Source organism: Micromonospora sp. CA-240977 (genome assembly GCF_050942285.1).
Lineage (GTDB): Bacteria > Actinomycetota > Actinomycetes > Mycobacteriales > Micromonosporaceae > Micromonospora.
In genome coordinates this window covers 5882063-5898067 of the sequence record NZ_CP192055.1, presented here as the reverse complement: position 1 = coordinate 5898067, position 16005 = coordinate 5882063, and the positions used below count along the sequence as shown (strand labels likewise).

Sequence of the window (16005 nt, the reverse complement as noted above, 5' to 3'; positions counted from 1 at the left end):
GATGCGGATAGAGATCGTGGTTTTCGATGGCTTTGACGAGTTGGACGTGTTCGGCCCCTTCGAGGTGCTCGCGATGGCCGGATTCGCTGTCGAGCTGGTCACTGTCGAGCGGCCGGGGCCGGTGGTCAGCATGCGGGGTGTCCAACTCCAGGTGCCCGCGGTGCTGGGTCGGCCCGACGGTGTGGTCGTGCCGGGCGGAGGGTGGTTGAACCGGGCCCCTGCTGGTGCCTGGGCCGAGGCGCAGCACGGCGTGCTCCCGGCCCGGCTGGCCGCTCTGGCCCCCTCGACCCGCTGGATGGCGTCGGTCTGCACTGGCAGTCTGTTGCTGGCGGCCGCCGGGCTGCTGGGCCAGCGGCGGGCGACCACCAACCGCAACGCGTACGAGGAGTTGCGCTCCTACGGCGTCGATGTGGTCGAGGAGCGGGTCGTCGACGACGGTGATCGCATCACCGCGGGCGCGCTCGCGGCCGGGCTGGACCTGGCCCTGTGGATCACGGAACGGGAACTCGACGCGGCCACCGCCGACCGCGTAGCGGCCACCATCGAGTACGCGCGACCGGCTCCCACCTGGCTCGCGCAGGGGAGGTAGGACCATGAGCGACCTCGCTGGGCCGGCTGCCGAACGTCACGATCCAGGTGCTGCGCTTCGAGGCCGGCGCCCACCTCGCGGACGGCAATGGTTTTGCGTTACTCGCCTTTGAGCCAGACGACCCGCCGTTGGGCTACATCGAGACTCTGGCCGCTGAATTGTTCTTAAAGTCGAGCCGTGACATGGCGCGTCTGTCGACGGCGTACGTCAATCTGGGGACGGTGGCTATGTCCGGGCCGAGTCGATGAAGTTCATCAAGGAGTGGAGCGAGAGTGCAACGTAACGCTTGGCGCAGGTCGAGCCGGTCCGGCAGTAACGGTCAGTGCGTCGAGGTGCGTGACCGGGGCGCCAAGGTGGACGTCCGTGACTCCAAGGCACCCGACGCCGGGATGCTGAGCTTCGCGCCGGCAGCCTGGGTCGCATTCATGAGCACGACAAAGGCGCAGATGATCGGCCGCCCCTGACCGGACCGCCCAGGTGTAGCGGCGAGACACCGCTGCGACACCCGCATCCATCGGCGACGAAACCGCGGGCGTGTTCGGTGGGTGACGGGCGGGATATCCCGCCCGCTAACGTTGTTCAGCAGCGAGTTGCTCTGCCTCCGCAATGAACTCGTCGAGTTCGGCCGGGGGGAGCTTGGACTCCAGGAGGATCCGCCCGAGCATGAAAAGCTCGGCTCCGAGGGCAGTTTCAGGGCTAATGCTGTCGACCAACTCCGTTTCGCCGAGAGCTGCCCGGATAAGGCCCTCCATCTCCAGAGCGGGAAGGTCATCTCCCCCCTTGTTCTGGGCGCGAACGTCGGCGACCCAGCGCGCCACGTCCGTGGGGGTGGTGTCGGGTCCGAAGCGCCGGTCGACGGCGATTGCGAAGGCAGCACCGATGACCTGGAGTCCATTCGCCAGGCCGTGCTGACCGATTTCCACAACGAGCGCGTCGACTGCATCCCAGTCAGCCTTTGCCAGAGCCCGGATCAGTGCGCTGAGCGGTTGTTCCGTCACGTCTGCTGAACCTCGCTATCCATGTGCTCACCACTGTGAGGGTCCGATGCGCCGCGACACCGGCCAACAGGCCGACGACCACAAGATTCCCGGCCGCTTCCGCGCCATCTATCTTCGGTCGTGCCGGGGGTCCAGGAACGCTGGGGGTGCCGGTGCCGGTCGAGTGGGTTCCGGAAGGGCCGTCGAAGTCGCGGAGGGCCTTCGCACCCTTCTGAAGTGCGTCGGTGCCTGCTGAAACCTGTTCCTGGATGTCATCGGCCCTTCGCGCCGAGCGTTCGAGGAAACTCCGCCGCTTCAGGGCACGTCGGTCGCTGTCCGTCAGGAGGTCCTCGCCAGACGGTGGCCCGGAGGCGGCTGCCGCCGATTGCGGTGCTGAACCGGGAGCGATGGCGTTCAGAAAGTCCGCGACGTTTCTGGCGGCGTCGCTGCTCAACCGGGCAATCCGGTGGGCCTTGTCCGCCCCGGTCCGACTCTGACTCACCGCCGCACGCAGCTTTGGATGATCGGTGCCCCTGCCAACAGCGGCGTAGCGGGCGTTTCCCTCAGCGACATCCGCGGCGACACGGTTCGCCTGGACCGCGACCGCGTCCAAACGCTCAATCGTGGACCTGAGTTGGGCCACCACCTGAGCAAGCACGCTGCTCACCCCAACGCCTTTCCGAACTCGTTGCCACTCTCCTGTGCGGCGGTGATGGCCCGGAGGGTCAGCTTGACCTCGCGTACCGCCTCGGCGACGGCCTTGCGGGCCTTCTCTGCCTCTTCCCGCCGACTGTCATGCAAGGTCGCGAGCATGAGCCCAGCGGCCTCGTCCAGGGAATCGTCGATACCTTCGACCGTCGTCCTGCCCTGGTCGAGTAGTTGGTTCGCTTCCTCGAGGGCCGCCTTGACCTCGCCGATACTCACGGGTCAGCCAAGGATGCTGATGTACTGCCGGGCCGCCGCGGTGCTGCCCTGGAGAGTGGTGGCTGCTTCGATCAGGCGTTGCTTGGTCTGCTCCGCTCGGGCGATCGCCTCGGAGAGGGCAGGGTGCCCGGTGCCGGCGGCGACCGTGCGCAGTTGGGTAAGCACCTGCTCGGTGCTCTCGATGGTGGCCCGGATCTGGCTCGTCGTCGTGTTGCTCTGCTCGGCTGCCTGGGCGAGCGCGGCTTTGACTTGCTCGATGCTGGCCATGCCGTCCTTCCGGTCGACTGGGGCGGCGAGGGACCCCGGTGTTCTGCACGTTCCGTAGCGACGCCGACACTACCCAACATGAATCCCTCTCCGTGGCCCCGCCTCCTGGAGGCCATTCGTCAGTTGCGTCACGGCGTCGCCGCGAGGCTCTCCGTCCGGGTCGCGACGATGCGGTGGCGGCGCACCGGGTACGGGATCGGGCGGGAGACGCTCCAGGCCGCTCCCGCGCAGACGACCTCCTTGTAGCGGGCCGCCAGTGTGCCCTTGAGCAGGGCGGGCCTGGCCCGGTCGTCGGCGGTCACGTACTGGATGAGGCCGTCGCGGCGGCCGAGGCTGATGCACTGGTTGAAGTACCGCAGCGGAGCCTTGGGGATCTTCGTCCGGCCGGTCAGGCGGGCGGCGATGGCGTCGGCGGCCTGCCAGGCCATCGGCGTTCCCGAGGCGCAGGACATCCGCAGCGGTTTCCCGCCCGGTCCCTCGGCGATCGCGGCGTCGCCGACGGCGTACACGTCGGGGTGCGAGACCGAACGCATCGTGGCGTCGACGACGATCTGCCCGGTGCCCGCGACCGTCAGGGTCGTGGCGGCGGCGATGGGGTGGACGGCGAAGCCGGCCGTCCACACTGTCACCTGGGCCGGGATCACCTGGCCGTCGCTGGTGACCGCGCCGGTGGCGTCGACCCGGGCGATGTCGGTGTGCTCGTGGACGGTGATGCCGAGCCGGGCGCAGACCCCGCGCAGGTGCTGCTGCGCCTTCCCGGTGAGCCAGTCACCGAGAGCGCCCCGGGCGGCGAGCGCGACGTCGAGGTCCGGGCGGGCCTCCGCGATCTCGGTGGCCGCTTCGAGGCCGGTGAGGCCGCCGCCGACGACGAGCACTGTCGCGCCGGCTGGGAGCTGGGCCAGGCGGTCGCGTAACCGCAGCGCCGACGGCCTGCCGGCGATGTCGTACGCGTGCTCGGCGACGCCGGGGACGCCGTGGTCCGCGCTGGCGCTGCCGAGGGCGTAGACGAGCGTGTCGTACGCGATCTCGTCGGCGCCGAGCGCGACGGTCCTGCGGTCGGCGTCGACGGCGGTGACCCGGGCCACCCGGACCTCGACTCCGGTGCCGGCGTAGACGTCGGTAAGCGGTCGACGCTTGAGGTGCTGACCGGTGGCGAGTTGGTGCATTCGGACCCGCTCGACGAAGTCGGCGTCGGCGTTGACGACGGTGATCTGCGTGTCGTCGGGGTGCAGTCGCCTGGCGAGACGCCCGGCGGCGATGGCTCCGGCGTATCCGGCCCCGAGGACGACGATCCGGTGCTTCATGGTGGCGCTCCTGTCTCGGTGAGGGTCGCCTCCTGAACCGGACAGCGACCCGATTCCTGACAGGAGTCGGCTGAGAGCTGGGTCACCAGATGCGCAGCAGGGGCTCCCCGTGCGCGGATGCGGACCAGTGCCGGGTGGCGCGTACCAGCTTGTCGGGGTTGACCTGGGTGTGCAGGGCCGCGATGCCGTCGGACGTCACCTGCACCGACATCACCCCGACGACCTGGTCGTCGAGCACGACCACCAGCGCCGGAGCGCCGTTGACGACCTCGGCGTAGACGAGCGGGCGGCCGCCCACGAGGTCCCGCTTGGCGGTGCTGGGCGCGAACAGGCCCCGCAGGAAGCGGGCCACCGCCGGCGCGCCGACCACCGGTGTGGTCCGGGCCGGGATCTTGCCGCCGCCGTCACCGATGCTCGTCGCGTCGTCGGTGAGGAGGGTGACCAGCCGCTCGGTCTCGCCGTTCGCGGCCGCGGCGAGGAACTCCTCGACGATCCTGCGCGCGGTGGCGGCGTCGACCTCCCCGCGGGCTCGGTCGTCGGCGACGTGTTGCTTGGCCCGCCGGTAGATCTGCTGGCAGTTCGACTCGCTGACGCCGAGGATGTCGGCGATCTCCCCGTGCGCGTAGCCGAAGGCCTCGCGGAGCACGTACACCGCGCGCTCCTTGGCCGACAGCCGCTCCAGCAGGGTGAGCACCGCCATCGAGATCGACTCGCGCTGCTCGGCGGTGTCGAGTGGGCCGAGCATCCGATCCCCGGCCAGCACCGGTTCGGGCAGCCAGGTCCCCACATAGGTCTCGCGTCGGGCCCGCGCCGAGGTGAGCTGGTTGAGGCACACGTTGGTGAGCGCCTTCGTCAGCCAGGCCTCGGGCGTCTCGACCCGCTGGCGATCGGCGGACTGCCAGCGCAGGAACGTGTCCTGGACCGCGTCCTCGGCGTCACTCGCCGAGCCCAGCAGGCGGTAGGCGATCGCCCCCAGGCGTGCCCTGGCGCGTTCGAAGAGCTCGACCTCGTCCGGACTGAGCGGCATGGCTCGATAGTTAACCACGCCCGCGTGTCGGTCGACCTCGTCGGCGGGAAACCGTCACCAGGCCCGGTCCGCGTTCGGCGGAGCCTGGCCGGAGTGGTCGAGCCCGGGTGCCGGCCGAGCCGTCGTCAGCGGACGGTGGAGCGTGGCGGCCACCGCCGTCAGGCAGATCACGACAGCGGCGACGAGCGGTGGGCGGCCGCCGAGGTGGACGGCCGCCGAGCCGAGCGGGATGGCCAGCACGAGGGGGCCGAACATCGCGGTGTTCGCCGTCGCGGAGACCCGGCCCAGCAGGGCCGACGGCGTGTGCGTCTGCACGGCCGTCACCGCCGCGACCAGGGTCCAGGGCAGGCCGACGCCGGCGACCACCGCGCCGGCGACAGTGACCGGCCACCACGGCAGGCCACGGGCCAGGCAACCGACGGCGAACAGCACCGTCCCGGCGACGCCGACGGCACCCGGGCCCCGGCTGGCCAGGAGCCGGCCGACGATCAGGCCGCCGAGAATGGATCCAGCGCCCTGCGCGCTGGTCAGCACGCCCAGGAACGTCGTCGGGAGCCGGAGGTCGGTGGTCACGATCGTATAGATCGCCGCGGTCGTGAAGCCGGACATGGCGATCGACACGGCGGCGAGCACGACCGGCACACGCGTCGCCCGCTGTCGGAACAGGACCGATACCCCGGCACACAGGGCCCGGTGTCGCTGCGTCGGCTGGACCGGTGGCGTCCGGTGGAGGCGCAGCGTGGCGTACAGGATGGCGACCAGGACCGGCATGGCCGCGCTGAGCACGACGACCGCGTGGCCGCCGCGCCAGGCGTAGAGGCCCGCACCGGCCAGCGGAGCGACAAGCTTCATGCCCTCCTGTGCGCTTGACCGCCATCCGTTGACGTCGCCGAGTTCCGTTGGGGACAGCGCGGACGGCAGCAGCGCCGTCTCGCCCGCGTCGATGAGCACGTAGCTGACGCCGTAGACGGATGCGACGGCGAAGACGAGCCATGCCTGCCCTGGCCCGCGCACCGCGAAGAGGGCCAGCAGGGCGGCGGCCAACCCGAGGTTGACAGCGATGACAAGCGGCCGCCGGGGTGCCCGGTCGAGCAGACCGCCCAGCCAGGGACCGGCGAGCACCGGGGCGTACACGCACAGCCCGGTGAGGGCCGCGAGGCCGGTGGAGCCGGTCAGGTCCAGGGTCCAGATGCCGGCCACCAGGGACATGGCACTGCTGCCGAAGCCGGACAACAGTGAGATCGCCACGAACAGTCCCGCGTTGCGCCGCATGAGTCCTCCAGGTTGAGCCGGGGTGACTCATATCCTGTTTCTTGAGGCCTCCTCGCGCAATGCTGGTGATCGACGTCAACGTGGCATTGACAACGCGGAGGCGATCTTCGCCGCGGCGGCTCGGGCGGGTGCCGGCAGGCGGTCGCCCGCCTCGGCGAGGTCAGCGACGAGATGCGGGGCCAGCGCGTACAGCGACCCCGGGGCGGCGTCCACTGCCGCGTCCACAGTGCCGCGCACGAGCGCCGCCCGGCGGAATCGCGCGTCCCACCGCCGGTCCGTGTCGATCCATCGGCCGAGCTGGGCCACTGCGGCACGCAGTGCCGTGATCTGTGCCGGGTAGCGGCGGTCGCCGCGCTGCTGCCGGGACCTCCGCGCCGCCACCAGCCGCTGTCGGCGCTGCTCGGCGGCCTGCCGGCTGCCGAGGCCCAACGCCTGCGCCACCTGCGCCCACGTCGCGCCGTGGTGCCGCGCCCGGTCGATCAGGTCCAGCTCCCGCTCGTCCAGGCGGGCACGTTCGACCCGGACCTCCGCCAACTGCGCCAGCTCCGCCGTCACGTGTCAACGATACGTTGACAGTTCCCGGGTCGGTGCGCGCACCATGAAGACGTCCACCGGATCCTCGGTCTCGAGCGTGAACCCGTGCCGCTCGTACAGCCGCCGGGCCGGACTGCCCCGCAACACGTTAAGCCGGACCAGGGTGCCGTCCCGGTCGCACCGGTCCAGCAGCTCGCGCAGCACGGCCGTGCCGACGCCGCTGCCCTGCACCCGCGGGGACAGGTAGAAGTGCTCCAACCAGTGGGCGTCGTCCGCCGGGCGCAGCGCCACGCAGCCGGCGAACGTGCCGTCCACCTCGACAATCCAGGTGTACGCCGGGGCGAAGCCGTCCCGCAGGCGCTGCCGCACGCGCTGGTCGTCGTACCGCCCGAGCCGCTCCAGATCGGCGCGCAGCACCACGGCCCGCAACTCGGCCACGGCGTCGACGTCCGCCACCGAGGCCGGTCGCAGCTCCCAGTCCGCCATGATCGCCAGGTTATCGGTCCGCCGGGGCGGTGATCGACTCGGTTTCGCTGATCTCGGGGTGTCGCGGTGTCGAGGATGCCGCGACATCAAGAAGAGCGAGTCGATCAGTCGGCTGCCTCGCTCCTCCGTTGGCGCAGCCCCGCGACGAGGAGTTCGACCATGCGACGAGCGTCGTAACGGGGCTCGCCCGCGCCGATGCAGAGGTTGCCGACACCCCGCAGCACCTCGAAGGCGGTCACGTCGGGCCGGATCTCGCCCGCCGTGGCGGCGGCGTCGAGCAACTGGGCGCACACGGGCACCAGGCGGTCCAGGAAATAGGCGTGCAGAGTCTCGAAGGCGGCGTTGTCGGACTGTAGTGCCTCGGCGAGGCCGTGCTTTGTGACCAGGAAGTCGACGAAGAGACTGATCCACTGCGCGAGGGCGGCATGCGGTGTGCTGCTCGTGGCCAGCAGGGCCGGACCGGCCTCCGCGCATGCCTCGACCTGGTGTCGGTAGACGGCGACGATGAGGTCGGCGCGCGTCGGGAAGTGGCGGTAGATCGTGCCGACACCGACACCCGCCCTGGCGGCGATGTCCCGCACTGGCGCGTCCACGCCGGAGGTGACGAAGGTCGAGGCGGCGGCGTCCAGCAGTGTCGCCTCGTTGCGGCGGGCGTCAGCCCGCTTCCGTGGCACCGGCCGGCCTGACCCGCTCTCGATGTCGGGCACTGCTGTGCCACCTCCATCACGTCGTTTGGCAAACGGAACAACGTTCCGTATAGTGGTTAGCGGAACAAGGTTCCGCTTGCTTCAGCATGCCAGAGCAGGCAGTGCTGAGCCAAGTCACGCTCCCGTCTCTCGGAGGAGAAATCATGCAGTACCGCACCCTGGGTCGCACCGGCGTTCAGGTCAGCACCCTCGCGCTGGGCGCGATGAACTTCGGCACATTGGGACGCACCACCCAGGAGGAGGTGACGGCGATCGTCGACGCCGCACTGGAGGGCGGAATCAACCTGATCGACACCGCCGACATGTACGGCCAGGGCGAGTCGGAGGAGATGGTGGGCAAGGCCATCGTCGGTCGCCGCGAGGACGTCGTACTGGCCACGAAGGCGGGCATGCCAATGGGTGATGAGCGCAATCATCGGGGTGGCTCGCGCCGCTGGCTGGTCACCGAGTTGGACAACAGCCTGCGCCGCCTCGGCGTTGACCACGTCGATCTCTACCAGATCCACCGATGGGACCCGACCACCAGCGACGAGGAGACCCTGTCGGCGCTGACCGACCTGCAGCGGGCGGGGAAAATCCGCTACTTCGGCTCCTCAACCTTCCCCGCGTACCGGCTGGTGCAGGCCGAATGGGCCGCCCGGGAGCATCACCTGGGCCGTTATGTCACGGAGCAGCCCAGCTACTCGATCCTGCAACGAGGCATCGAGGGCCACATCCTGCCGGTGACCGAGCAGTACGGGATCGGCGTGCTCGCATGGAGCCCGCTCGCCTCGGGCTGGCTGTCGGGCGCGATCCGTGCCGGCCGGGAGGTCACCACCAGCCGCTCGACGATCCTCCCGGAGCGCTTCGACCTCAGCATCCCGGCCAACCGGGCCAGGCTCGACGCCGTCGAGCGGCTGGCCACCGTCGCCGAGGAGGCGGGGCTGACGCTGATCCAGCTCGCGCTCGGGTTCGTTACCGCGCACCCGGCCGTGACCAGCGCGATCATCGGCCCGCGCACCAGGGAGCACCTGCGCTCCCAGCTCGCCGCCGCGGACACCGTGCTGACCGGCGACGTGCTCGACACGATCGACACGATCGTCGCTCCCGGCGTCGACCTCGCCGCGCACGAAAAGTTCGACAGCCCGCCCGCTCTGCTCGACCCGGCGCGGCGACGTCGGTGAGCCTTGGCCGGTGCGCTGGTCCACCTCGCTGGGGGTTCGGTCGCCATGCTCGACGCACGGCCGCGGCTGTGACGCGTTTCTTCGCTGCGGTGGCAGCCCGACACGTTGCGGGCGCCCTGGGGGCCCGCCGGCCTGGGCAAGGTGTCGGTGCGGCCGGTCGACGTGTCGACGTGTCGACGGTCTTCACCGATTTCGCGGACTACTGGACGCCGTTCCTCGGTGGACAGGGCGCGGCGCCGGCCTACGTCACGATGTTTAGCGAACCGGCCCGGGAGGGGCTGCGGGAGGTGCTGGCGGTCCGGCTTCCGGTCGAAGCGGACGGGTCGATCCGCCTCGTCGCGCAGGCCCGGGCCGTCCGGGCTGTCGCGCCCGAATAGCAGCCGCGTCTCACGTTTCCGCAGCTCAGCGGGGGTCTCTGTCGGGCAACGGACAAGACAGCAGCGCCTCGGACGGAGCACTGTTGGAGCAGGTGCCGACTCCGCTGGGGGCGCCCGCAGCGGGTTCGTCCTCACCGGGACAAGGACGTCATCACCGCCGACGCCGCCGCCTGGCCGCGTCGCCTGGGCCGGTGTTCCGCCTTCCCTCTCGCACCCGTGTGCGTCCCGTCGGTCCGGCGTCGCTCAGCGCGCGCCCGGACCCGGCGACCTATCTCAGAGAGGCACCTCCATGGCCGCTCCCACCGCAACCGCAAAGCTGAACTCGCCGACCTACTCGCCGGGCGACCAGATGCTGCTGACCGTCACCTACTCCGACCCCGACACCAAGCCGTTGACCGTCACCATCGTGGTCACCGACGCGCAGGGCAACAGCAGCGCGCCCGTCAAGGTCACCGCGGTCATCGACCCGCTCACCCTGACCGTCACCGACAACTCCGGGCGTACCTGGACCCGGGTTTCCGACAACGGCTCGGTCGCCGTCTACCGGGCGGTGGCGTGATGCCTCGCGTCACCGTCCAGGTGCGCGACGTCGCCGGCAACACCGCGACGGCGAGCGCCGACTACATCGTGGGTGGCCAGCCGATACTCGGCGGCTACTACCTCTCCGGGGGCGCCGACCCGACCGCCGACATGGCCGGCGGCAACTTCCGCTCGCTCACCCAGTACCGCAGCTTCGCCGACGGCTACCTCTTCCCCGGCTACAACCGCCCCTGGCTGGTCAACCTGGGAAGGGCGGGGATACAGATGAACATGGTCCTGGAGTTGAAGCACTACGGCGCCCCGGACACCGGCCCGCAGACCTTCACCGTGGACGGCACCACCTACACCGTGCCCGCGCCGTCGATGACCATCCAGCAGCGCCCCGGCACCTCCTGCCCGAAGGCGTACGGGTACGGCCAGGTGCTCAGCGGTCAGTGTGACGGGTTGTTCGCCCGAGCGCTGGCGCAGTATCGGACGCTCGGCTTCGGCGTGAACATCCAACTCGCGTCCGAACTGGACACCGACCACGAGTTCGGCACCACCGAAGGCGGCGTCGGGTACACCTGGGCGCAGTCCGATGCCCGCGCGGTGCAGGCGCTCAACTACATGCTCACCTGGTTCAAGACGCGGACACTGCCCGGCGGGACGACCTTCTCGGTCGGGATCGCCGGCTTCGACCGGGCCTGCTTCCAGCGCATCCACCCGGAGTCACTGATGGCCCGGCTGGATTTCCTCCAGTGGAACGTCTACGGCACCAACGCCAGCCACACCGCCCTGGCCCGGTTCGGCCGCACCAAGGAGTGGGCGTTGGCCGACCTCGGCCCGGTGGCGCTGTCCCGCCCGGTGCTCATCGCCGAGTGGGGGGTACGGGTCGCCGAGATCCCCAACCAGGCCGCCTGGATCGCCACCGTCCCAGCGGCCATCGCCCAGCTCAACGCTGAGCGTGGGCCGCTGATCGTCCGGACCAACTACTTCAACTCCGGGTGGGGCACGCTGACGCCGAAGGCGACCGGACTGGCTGCGCTGCGGGCGGCCTACTCCACCCCGCCGTACGTCTGAGTCCCGGCCGGTGGCCCGGTCGGCGCGACCACCGACCGGTCCCGACCGGGGGACCTATGCTCGGATCATGGAACTGCGGATCTTCACCGAACCCCAGCAGGGGGCCAGCTACGACCAGTTGCTCGCTGTCGCCCGCTGTGCCGAGGACGCCGGCTACGGCGCGTTCTTCCGGTCCGACCACTACCTCAAGATGGGTGACGTGCCGGGCGATCCCGGCCCCACCGACGCGTGGACAACGCTGGCCGGCCTGGCCCGGGACACCAGCCGCATCCGGCTCGGCACGTTGATGACCGCTGCCACCTTCCGGCTGCCCGGCCCGCTGGCGATCACCGTGGCGCAGGTCGACCAGATGAGCGGCGGTCGGGTGGAGCTGGGCATCGGCACCGGCTGGTACGCCGAGGAGCACAGCGCGTACGGCATCCCGTTTCCGCCACTGGCCGAGCGGTTCGACCGGCTGGAGGAGCAGCTCGCGGTGATCACCGGCCTCTGGTCCACGCCGCCGGGGGAGCGGTACGAGTACGCCGGCCGGTACTACCCGGTCCGGGACTCGCCCGCACTGCCGAAGCCCGTGCAGCAGCCGCGCCCACCGATCCTGCTCGGCGGGACCGGCCCGAGGCGCACCCCCGTGCTGGCCGCCCGCTACGCCGACGAGTTCAACCTGCCGTTCGCCTCGGTGCCGGACACGGCGGCGCAGTTCGACAGGGTCCGCGCGGCATGCGGGGAGATCGGTCGGGACCCGGCCGAGCTGGTCTGGTCCAACGCTCTGGTGCTCTGCTGTGGGCGCGACGACGCCGAGGTGGCGCGTCGGGCCGCCGCGATCGGCCGCGAACCGGACGAGTTGCGGGCCAACGGCCTGGCCGGGACGCCCGGCGAGGTCCTGGACACCATCGGCCGGTACGCGGAGATCGGCAGCGAGCGGCTCTACCTCCAGGTGCTCGACCTCGGCGACCTGGCGCACCTCGAACTGGTCGCCAGCGAGGTGATGGCGAAGCTCTGAGCCAACGGGCCGCCGTGGGTGCCGCCGGCGGTCAGGCGCGGCGGTGGGCGCCCACGCCAGTCCCCGCCGCGTGCGGGTCCCCCAGCACGGTGTCCAGCCGTCCGTCCCGGTCACTGTCCACATAGGTGATGTCGGGTATTCCGTCGCCGTCGACGTCGATCTGGACGACATCGGCGACGCCGTCGCCGTCGAGGTCGGTGACCACCTCCACCGAGCCGTCCAGGTGCCGGGTCACGATCGACTGTGGCCCGGCGCCGGGCGCGCGGGGCGCCGGGCCGGGTGTGGGCACCGGGGTCGGGGCCGGCGCGGGCGCCGGGGTGGGCCGGGGACCGGGCGTGGGCGCCGGATGGCTGGGCAACCCGCCGGCCGAGGGCGCGCTGGCCTGCTCGACGCCGCTGCCGGTCGGGTCCAGCTCCTCCTCGGAGGGAAACACGTCGCCCCGTGGGGCCGGATCACGGTAGCTGCTCATGAGCGTAGGGTTCCCCGGCGATGACGAGAACAACCGTGCCCGATCGACTGGTGTCCTCGGTGGGCGGTTTGGCGGAAGATGCTGGAACCGACGCCACGGTCATGAACGGGGGTCCGAGCGTGGAACTGCGCCGGAATCGGGGGGCCCGTGCGCTCGCTCTGGTGTGCGTACTCGGTGGGGTGCTCCTGTTGGTCTATCCCAGCGACGGCGCCCTGCTACGGACGATCATCGCGGGGGGTGCCGTCGCGCTCGGCGTCGTCGCGCTGGTCAGCGCGCTGCGACCGTTCCGGTTCGGGATCGGCGCCGACGGGCTCACCATCCGACGGCCCGGCCTGCGGCGGGACATCCGCTGGGCCGAGGTCGACGTGTTGGTCCTCGACGAGCCGCCCCGCCGCGACGGCTACCGGAAACCGCCGCGGCTGCTGCTGGTGCCCGTGCCGGGGGTGCAGCTGGAGCCGGTGACCGCCCGCCACCCGCTCGACGGCCGCCCCGCCATCGAGGTGCTCGTCCTCGACCAGGTCCGCGAGCAGCCCGACCAGGTGTCCGCCGCGCTCACGCAGTACGCCGGTGACCGTTTCGTCGACCTGCTGGCGCTGCGCCGAGCCGCCTTCGCCGACCCGGACCTCCCGGTCGGCCTGCGTGGCTACCAGATGGACCGGGTCGACCGGTTGATCCGACGCGGCCAGGACGCCCTGCTGTCCGGGGACGCGCCGACCCGCCAGGCGGCCCGCGGTGAGATCGAACGCGCCACCGCGGCCGGTCTGCCGATCGCCCAGCGTGGCTACCACACGTTCCAGACGGATACGGTTCTGGACGCCCTCGCCGCCGCGTTGGCCGACCACCCGTCCACCGATCGGGAGACCGCCACATGATCGCGCACGGACCGCAGGCCGCAGCTCCCGAGGTGCCGCGCCGCAACTGGGCCGGCAACGTGCGGTACGCCGCTCGGGCGTTCCACCGCCCGACCTCCACCGACGAGCTTCTCCGACTGGTCGCCGGCAGCACCCGGATCCGGGCGGTGGGCAGCGGGCACTCCTTCAACCGCCTCGGCGACACCGACGGTGACCTGGTCACCCTCGCCGGGCTGCCCCCGGTGGTCGAGGTGGACCAGGAGCGCCGGCAGGTCACGGTGAGCGGCGCGATGCGCTACGGCGACCTGGCCCGACACCTGCACACCCAGGGGTACGCGCTGGCCAACCTCGCCTCGCTGCCCCACATCTCGGTGGCCGGCGCGGTGGCCACCGCCACCCACGGTTCGGGCCAGGCCCACGGCAACCTGGCGACCGCGGTCGCCGGTCTGGAGCTGGTCACCGCGACCGGCGACCTGCTGCGGGTCGACCGCGAGACCGACGCCGACACGTTCGCCGGCATGGTGGTCGGCCTCGGCGCGCTCGGCCTGGTCACCCGGGTCACCCTGGACGTGGTGCCGGCCTTCGAGCTGCGCCAGTACGTGTCGCTCGACCTCGACCGGGAGGCGTTGGACGAGGCGCTCGGCTCGGCGTACAGCGTGAGTGTCTTCACCGACTGGCGTACGCCCCGGCTGCGCGAGGTGTGGCGCAAGCAGGCGGCCGACCAGCCGCCGCCCTTGCCGGACTGGCTCGGCACCACCGCCGCCGACCAGCCACGGCACCCGGTGCTCGGCATGTCCCCGGAGAACTGCACGCCGCAGCTCGGCGAGCCGGGCCCGTGGCACGAGCGGCTGCCGCACTTCAAGCTCGGCTTCACCCCGAGCAGCGGCGACGAGTTGCAGTCCGAGTACCACCTGCCGCGTACGGCGGCGGCCGACGCGCTCGCCGCGCTGGACGAGGTGGCGCACCTGATCGCACCGGTGCTGCTGGTGTGCGAGCTGCGGACCGTGGCGGCGGACGAGCTGTGGCTCAGCCCGAACCACGAGCGGGACAGCTTCGTCGTGCACTTCACCTGGATCGACGACACCGAGGCCGTGCTGCCGGTGGTGGCGGCCGTGGAGGCCCGCCTGGCGCCGTTCGCGCCGCGCCCCCACTGGGGCAAGGTCTTCGTCACCGACCCGGCCGAGCTGGCCGACCGCTACCCGAGGTACGCCGACTTCGCCGGCCTGCTGCCCCGGCTCGACCCGACCGGCAAGTTCCGCACCGACCTGCTGGACCGCTACTTCCCCCGCTGACCGGCCGGAGCGGCCAGGGTGCCGCGTTGCACGGCGCGACTGATGTCGCTGGGGGAGACGATGCCGACCAGTTGGCCGTCCGTGACCACCAGGGCTCGGCCGTCGGCGCACTCACTGAGCCGGGGAAGCAGGTCGTTGAGCTGTTCACCGGGCTGGGCGAGGACCAACTGGTCGGCCCGGCAGGCCACCTCGGCCAGCGTGGTCGACGTTCGCCGCTCGGCCGGCACGCCGCGTACCCGGTCGACGGTGACCAGGCCGGTCGGCCGGCCGTCCTCGGTCAGCGGCAGCGCCGAGTGCCGGTAGGCGAACAGGTAGTGGTCGACGAAGTCGGCGACGGTCATCTCCGCCGAGGCGGTCTGCGGTTGCGGCGTCATGACGTCACCCACCCGGACCCCGCGCAGGGCGGTGCCGGTGCGGGCCTGCCGCTCCTCCTGCCCGGCGGCACCGATCAGGAACCAGCCGATCAGCGCCAGCCAGAGCCCACCGAAACCGACCCCGGACAGGAACTGCCACAACCCCAGGCCGATCAGCAGGACGCCCAGCACCCAGCCCGCCCGCGCGGCGGCCACCGACGCCCTGGTCCGGTCACCGGTGGCCTTCCACACCGCGGCGCGCAGCAACCGGCCGCCGTCCAGGGGTGCTGCCGGCAGCACGTTGAAAATGGCAAGCAGCACGTTGATGCCGGCCAACCACGCCACGGCCCCGAAGAGCAGCCCGCCCTGCCCGGCCAGCGCGAGCAGCGCGGCGATCGCGCCGAAGAACGCCCCGAGCAGCAGGCTGACCAGGGGGCCGACCCCCGCGATCCGCAGCTCCGCGCCCGGGTCGCGCGGCTCGCCCCGCAACTCCGCGACGCCGCCGAACAACCACAGCGTGATGCCGTCGACCACCAGCCCGTTGCGCTTGGCCACCACCGCGTGCGACACCTCGTGGGCGAGCAGGCCGACGAAGAAGACCACCGCCGCGGCCAGTCCGGCGAGCGTGTACGCCACCGGCGAGTGGTCGGGGTACGAGCGGGGGAACTGGTTGGCCGCCAGACCCCACGCGATCAACGCGAAGATGACCAGAACGCTCCAGTTGACACCGACCGGCACCCCCGCGATCCGACCAAGTCGGAAACTGGCCCTCATCCCACCGGGATACCCCGCCACGCCGGGGGCATGCCAATCAGGC

At 71.3% G+C, this 16005-nt stretch carries 22 protein-coding genes; 10 read left to right on the top strand and 12 right to left on the bottom strand.

From position 1 onward, the window contains the following. The first annotated feature begins 1 nt into the window (after window position 1). Genes ACQPWW_RS26610 through ACQPWW_RS26600 form a run of 3 tightly spaced genes read left to right on the top strand, consistent with a single transcriptional unit; the run spans window position 2 to window position 1053 of the window. The gene (locus ACQPWW_RS26610) at window positions 2–589 is read left to right on the top strand and encodes a DJ-1/PfpI family protein (protein WP_433126299.1); all 588 of its coding nucleotides are present in this window, start codon (window positions 2–4) and stop codon (window positions 587–589) included. A gap of 47 nt (window positions 590–636) precedes the next feature. Next, the gene (locus tag ACQPWW_RS26605) at window positions 637–837 is read left to right on the top strand and encodes a Scr1 family TA system antitoxin-like transcriptional regulator (RefSeq protein ID WP_433126298.1); all 201 of its coding nucleotides are present in this window, start codon (window positions 637–639) and stop codon (window positions 835–837) included. Between the two features lie 24 nt (window positions 838–861). Then, window positions 862–1053, top strand: coding sequence for a DUF397 domain-containing protein (locus ACQPWW_RS26600; RefSeq protein ID WP_433126296.1), 192 nt, complete (start codon window positions 862–864; stop codon window positions 1051–1053). 105 nt (window positions 1054–1158) lie between these two features. Here ACQPWW_RS26600 and ACQPWW_RS26595 read toward each other — a convergent pair whose 3' ends face one another. From ACQPWW_RS26595 to ACQPWW_RS26550, 10 genes are all read right to left on the bottom strand, one after another. Next, a complete protein-coding gene (locus ACQPWW_RS26595; RefSeq protein ID WP_433126295.1) occupies window positions 1159–1587 on the bottom strand; it encodes a hypothetical protein in 429 nt (142 codons plus the stop codon). Then, window positions 1538–2233, bottom strand: coding sequence for a hypothetical protein (locus tag ACQPWW_RS26590; protein WP_433126293.1), 696 nt, complete (start codon window positions 2231–2233; stop codon window positions 1538–1540). Before ACQPWW_RS26590 ends, ACQPWW_RS26595 begins: the two co-directional genes overlap by 50 nt. Further along, window positions 2230–2490, bottom strand: coding sequence for a hypothetical protein (locus ACQPWW_RS26585; RefSeq protein ID WP_433126292.1), 261 nt, complete (start codon window positions 2488–2490; stop codon window positions 2230–2232). Before ACQPWW_RS26585 ends, ACQPWW_RS26590 begins: the two co-directional genes overlap by 4 nt. Window positions 2491–2493: 3 nt before the next feature. Beyond that, window positions 2494–2757, bottom strand: a complete 264-nt coding sequence (locus tag ACQPWW_RS26580; protein ID WP_433126291.1) for a hypothetical protein — start codon at window positions 2755–2757, stop codon at window positions 2494–2496. Window positions 2758–2885: 128 nt separating this feature from the next. Next, window positions 2886–4061, bottom strand: coding sequence for an NAD(P)/FAD-dependent oxidoreductase (locus ACQPWW_RS26575; protein WP_433126289.1), 1176 nt, complete (start codon window positions 4059–4061; stop codon window positions 2886–2888). 82 nt (window positions 4062–4143) lie between these two features. Then, complete coding sequence (locus ACQPWW_RS26570; protein ID WP_433126287.1) at window positions 4144–5088, bottom strand: RNA polymerase sigma-70 factor; 945 nt, start codon at window positions 5086–5088, stop codon at window positions 4144–4146. A 54-nt stretch (window positions 5089–5142) separates the two neighbouring features. Further along, complete coding sequence (locus ACQPWW_RS26565; RefSeq protein ID WP_433126286.1) at window positions 5143–6360, bottom strand: MFS transporter; 1218 nt, start codon at window positions 6358–6360, stop codon at window positions 5143–5145. Window positions 6361–6435: 75 nt separating this feature from the next. Further along, window positions 6436–6915, bottom strand: coding sequence for a hypothetical protein (locus ACQPWW_RS26560; RefSeq protein ID WP_433126285.1), 480 nt, complete (start codon window positions 6913–6915; stop codon window positions 6436–6438). 3 nt (window positions 6916–6918) lie between these two features. Further along, complete coding sequence (locus ACQPWW_RS26555; RefSeq protein ID WP_433126284.1) at window positions 6919–7380, bottom strand: N-acetyltransferase family protein; 462 nt, start codon at window positions 7378–7380, stop codon at window positions 6919–6921. A gap of 104 nt (window positions 7381–7484) precedes the next feature. After that, window positions 7485–8078, bottom strand: a complete 594-nt coding sequence (locus ACQPWW_RS26550) for a TetR/AcrR family transcriptional regulator (RefSeq protein WP_433134585.1) — start codon at window positions 8076–8078, stop codon at window positions 7485–7487. Window positions 8079–8230: 152 nt separating this feature from the next. On the opposite strand from ACQPWW_RS26550, the gene ACQPWW_RS26545 reads away from it, so the two are divergent. The 5 genes from ACQPWW_RS26545 (at window position 8231) to ACQPWW_RS26525 (ending at window position 12223) form a co-directional block, all read left to right on the top strand. Next, window positions 8231–9250 (top strand): aldo/keto reductase, encoded by a 1020-nt coding sequence (locus ACQPWW_RS26545; RefSeq protein WP_433126282.1) that lies wholly within the window; start codon window positions 8231–8233, stop codon window positions 9248–9250. 170 nt (window positions 9251–9420) lie between these two features. Next, entirely contained in the window at window positions 9421–9627 is a 207-nt protein-coding gene (locus tag ACQPWW_RS26540) for a hypothetical protein (RefSeq protein ID WP_433126280.1), read from the top strand. A gap of 289 nt (window positions 9628–9916) precedes the next feature. Further along, on the top strand, window positions 9917–10186 hold the full coding sequence (locus tag ACQPWW_RS26535; protein ID WP_433126279.1) for a hypothetical protein: 270 nt from the start codon (window positions 9917–9919) through the stop codon (window positions 10184–10186). Further along, the gene (locus ACQPWW_RS26530; protein ID WP_433126278.1) at window positions 10186–11226 is read left to right on the top strand and encodes a hypothetical protein; all 1041 of its coding nucleotides are present in this window, start codon (window positions 10186–10188) and stop codon (window positions 11224–11226) included. The genes ACQPWW_RS26535 and ACQPWW_RS26530 overlap by 1 nt, the downstream gene beginning before the upstream one ends. A 67-nt stretch (window positions 11227–11293) precedes the next feature. Next, entirely contained in the window at window positions 11294–12223 is a 930-nt protein-coding gene (locus ACQPWW_RS26525) for an LLM class F420-dependent oxidoreductase (protein ID WP_433126277.1), read from the top strand. Window positions 12224–12254: 31 nt separating this feature from the next. Here the strand turns inward: ACQPWW_RS26525 and ACQPWW_RS26520 are convergent, their stop codons facing one another. After that, window positions 12255–12692 (bottom strand): hypothetical protein, encoded by a 438-nt coding sequence (locus ACQPWW_RS26520; protein ID WP_433126276.1) that lies wholly within the window; start codon window positions 12690–12692, stop codon window positions 12255–12257. A gap of 119 nt (window positions 12693–12811) precedes the next feature. Between ACQPWW_RS26520 and ACQPWW_RS26515 the strand changes: the two genes are divergently transcribed. Both ACQPWW_RS26515 and ACQPWW_RS26510 read left to right on the top strand, forming a co-directional pair. Beyond that, window positions 12812–13564: a hypothetical protein gene (locus ACQPWW_RS26515; RefSeq protein WP_433126275.1), complete on the top strand. Its 753-nt coding sequence runs from the start codon at window positions 12812–12814 to the stop codon at window positions 13562–13564. Then, window positions 13561–14835, top strand: coding sequence for an FAD-binding protein (locus tag ACQPWW_RS26510; protein WP_433126274.1), 1275 nt, complete (start codon window positions 13561–13563; stop codon window positions 14833–14835). The genes ACQPWW_RS26515 and ACQPWW_RS26510 overlap by 4 nt, the downstream gene beginning before the upstream one ends. On the opposite strand, the gene ACQPWW_RS26505 is transcribed toward ACQPWW_RS26510, so the two are convergent. Next, window positions 14820–15962, bottom strand: coding sequence for a site-2 protease family protein (locus ACQPWW_RS26505; protein ID WP_433126273.1), 1143 nt, complete (start codon window positions 15960–15962; stop codon window positions 14820–14822). The two genes, ACQPWW_RS26510 and ACQPWW_RS26505, sit on opposite strands and share 16 nt — an antisense overlap. Window positions 15963–16005 lie beyond the last annotated feature (43 nt).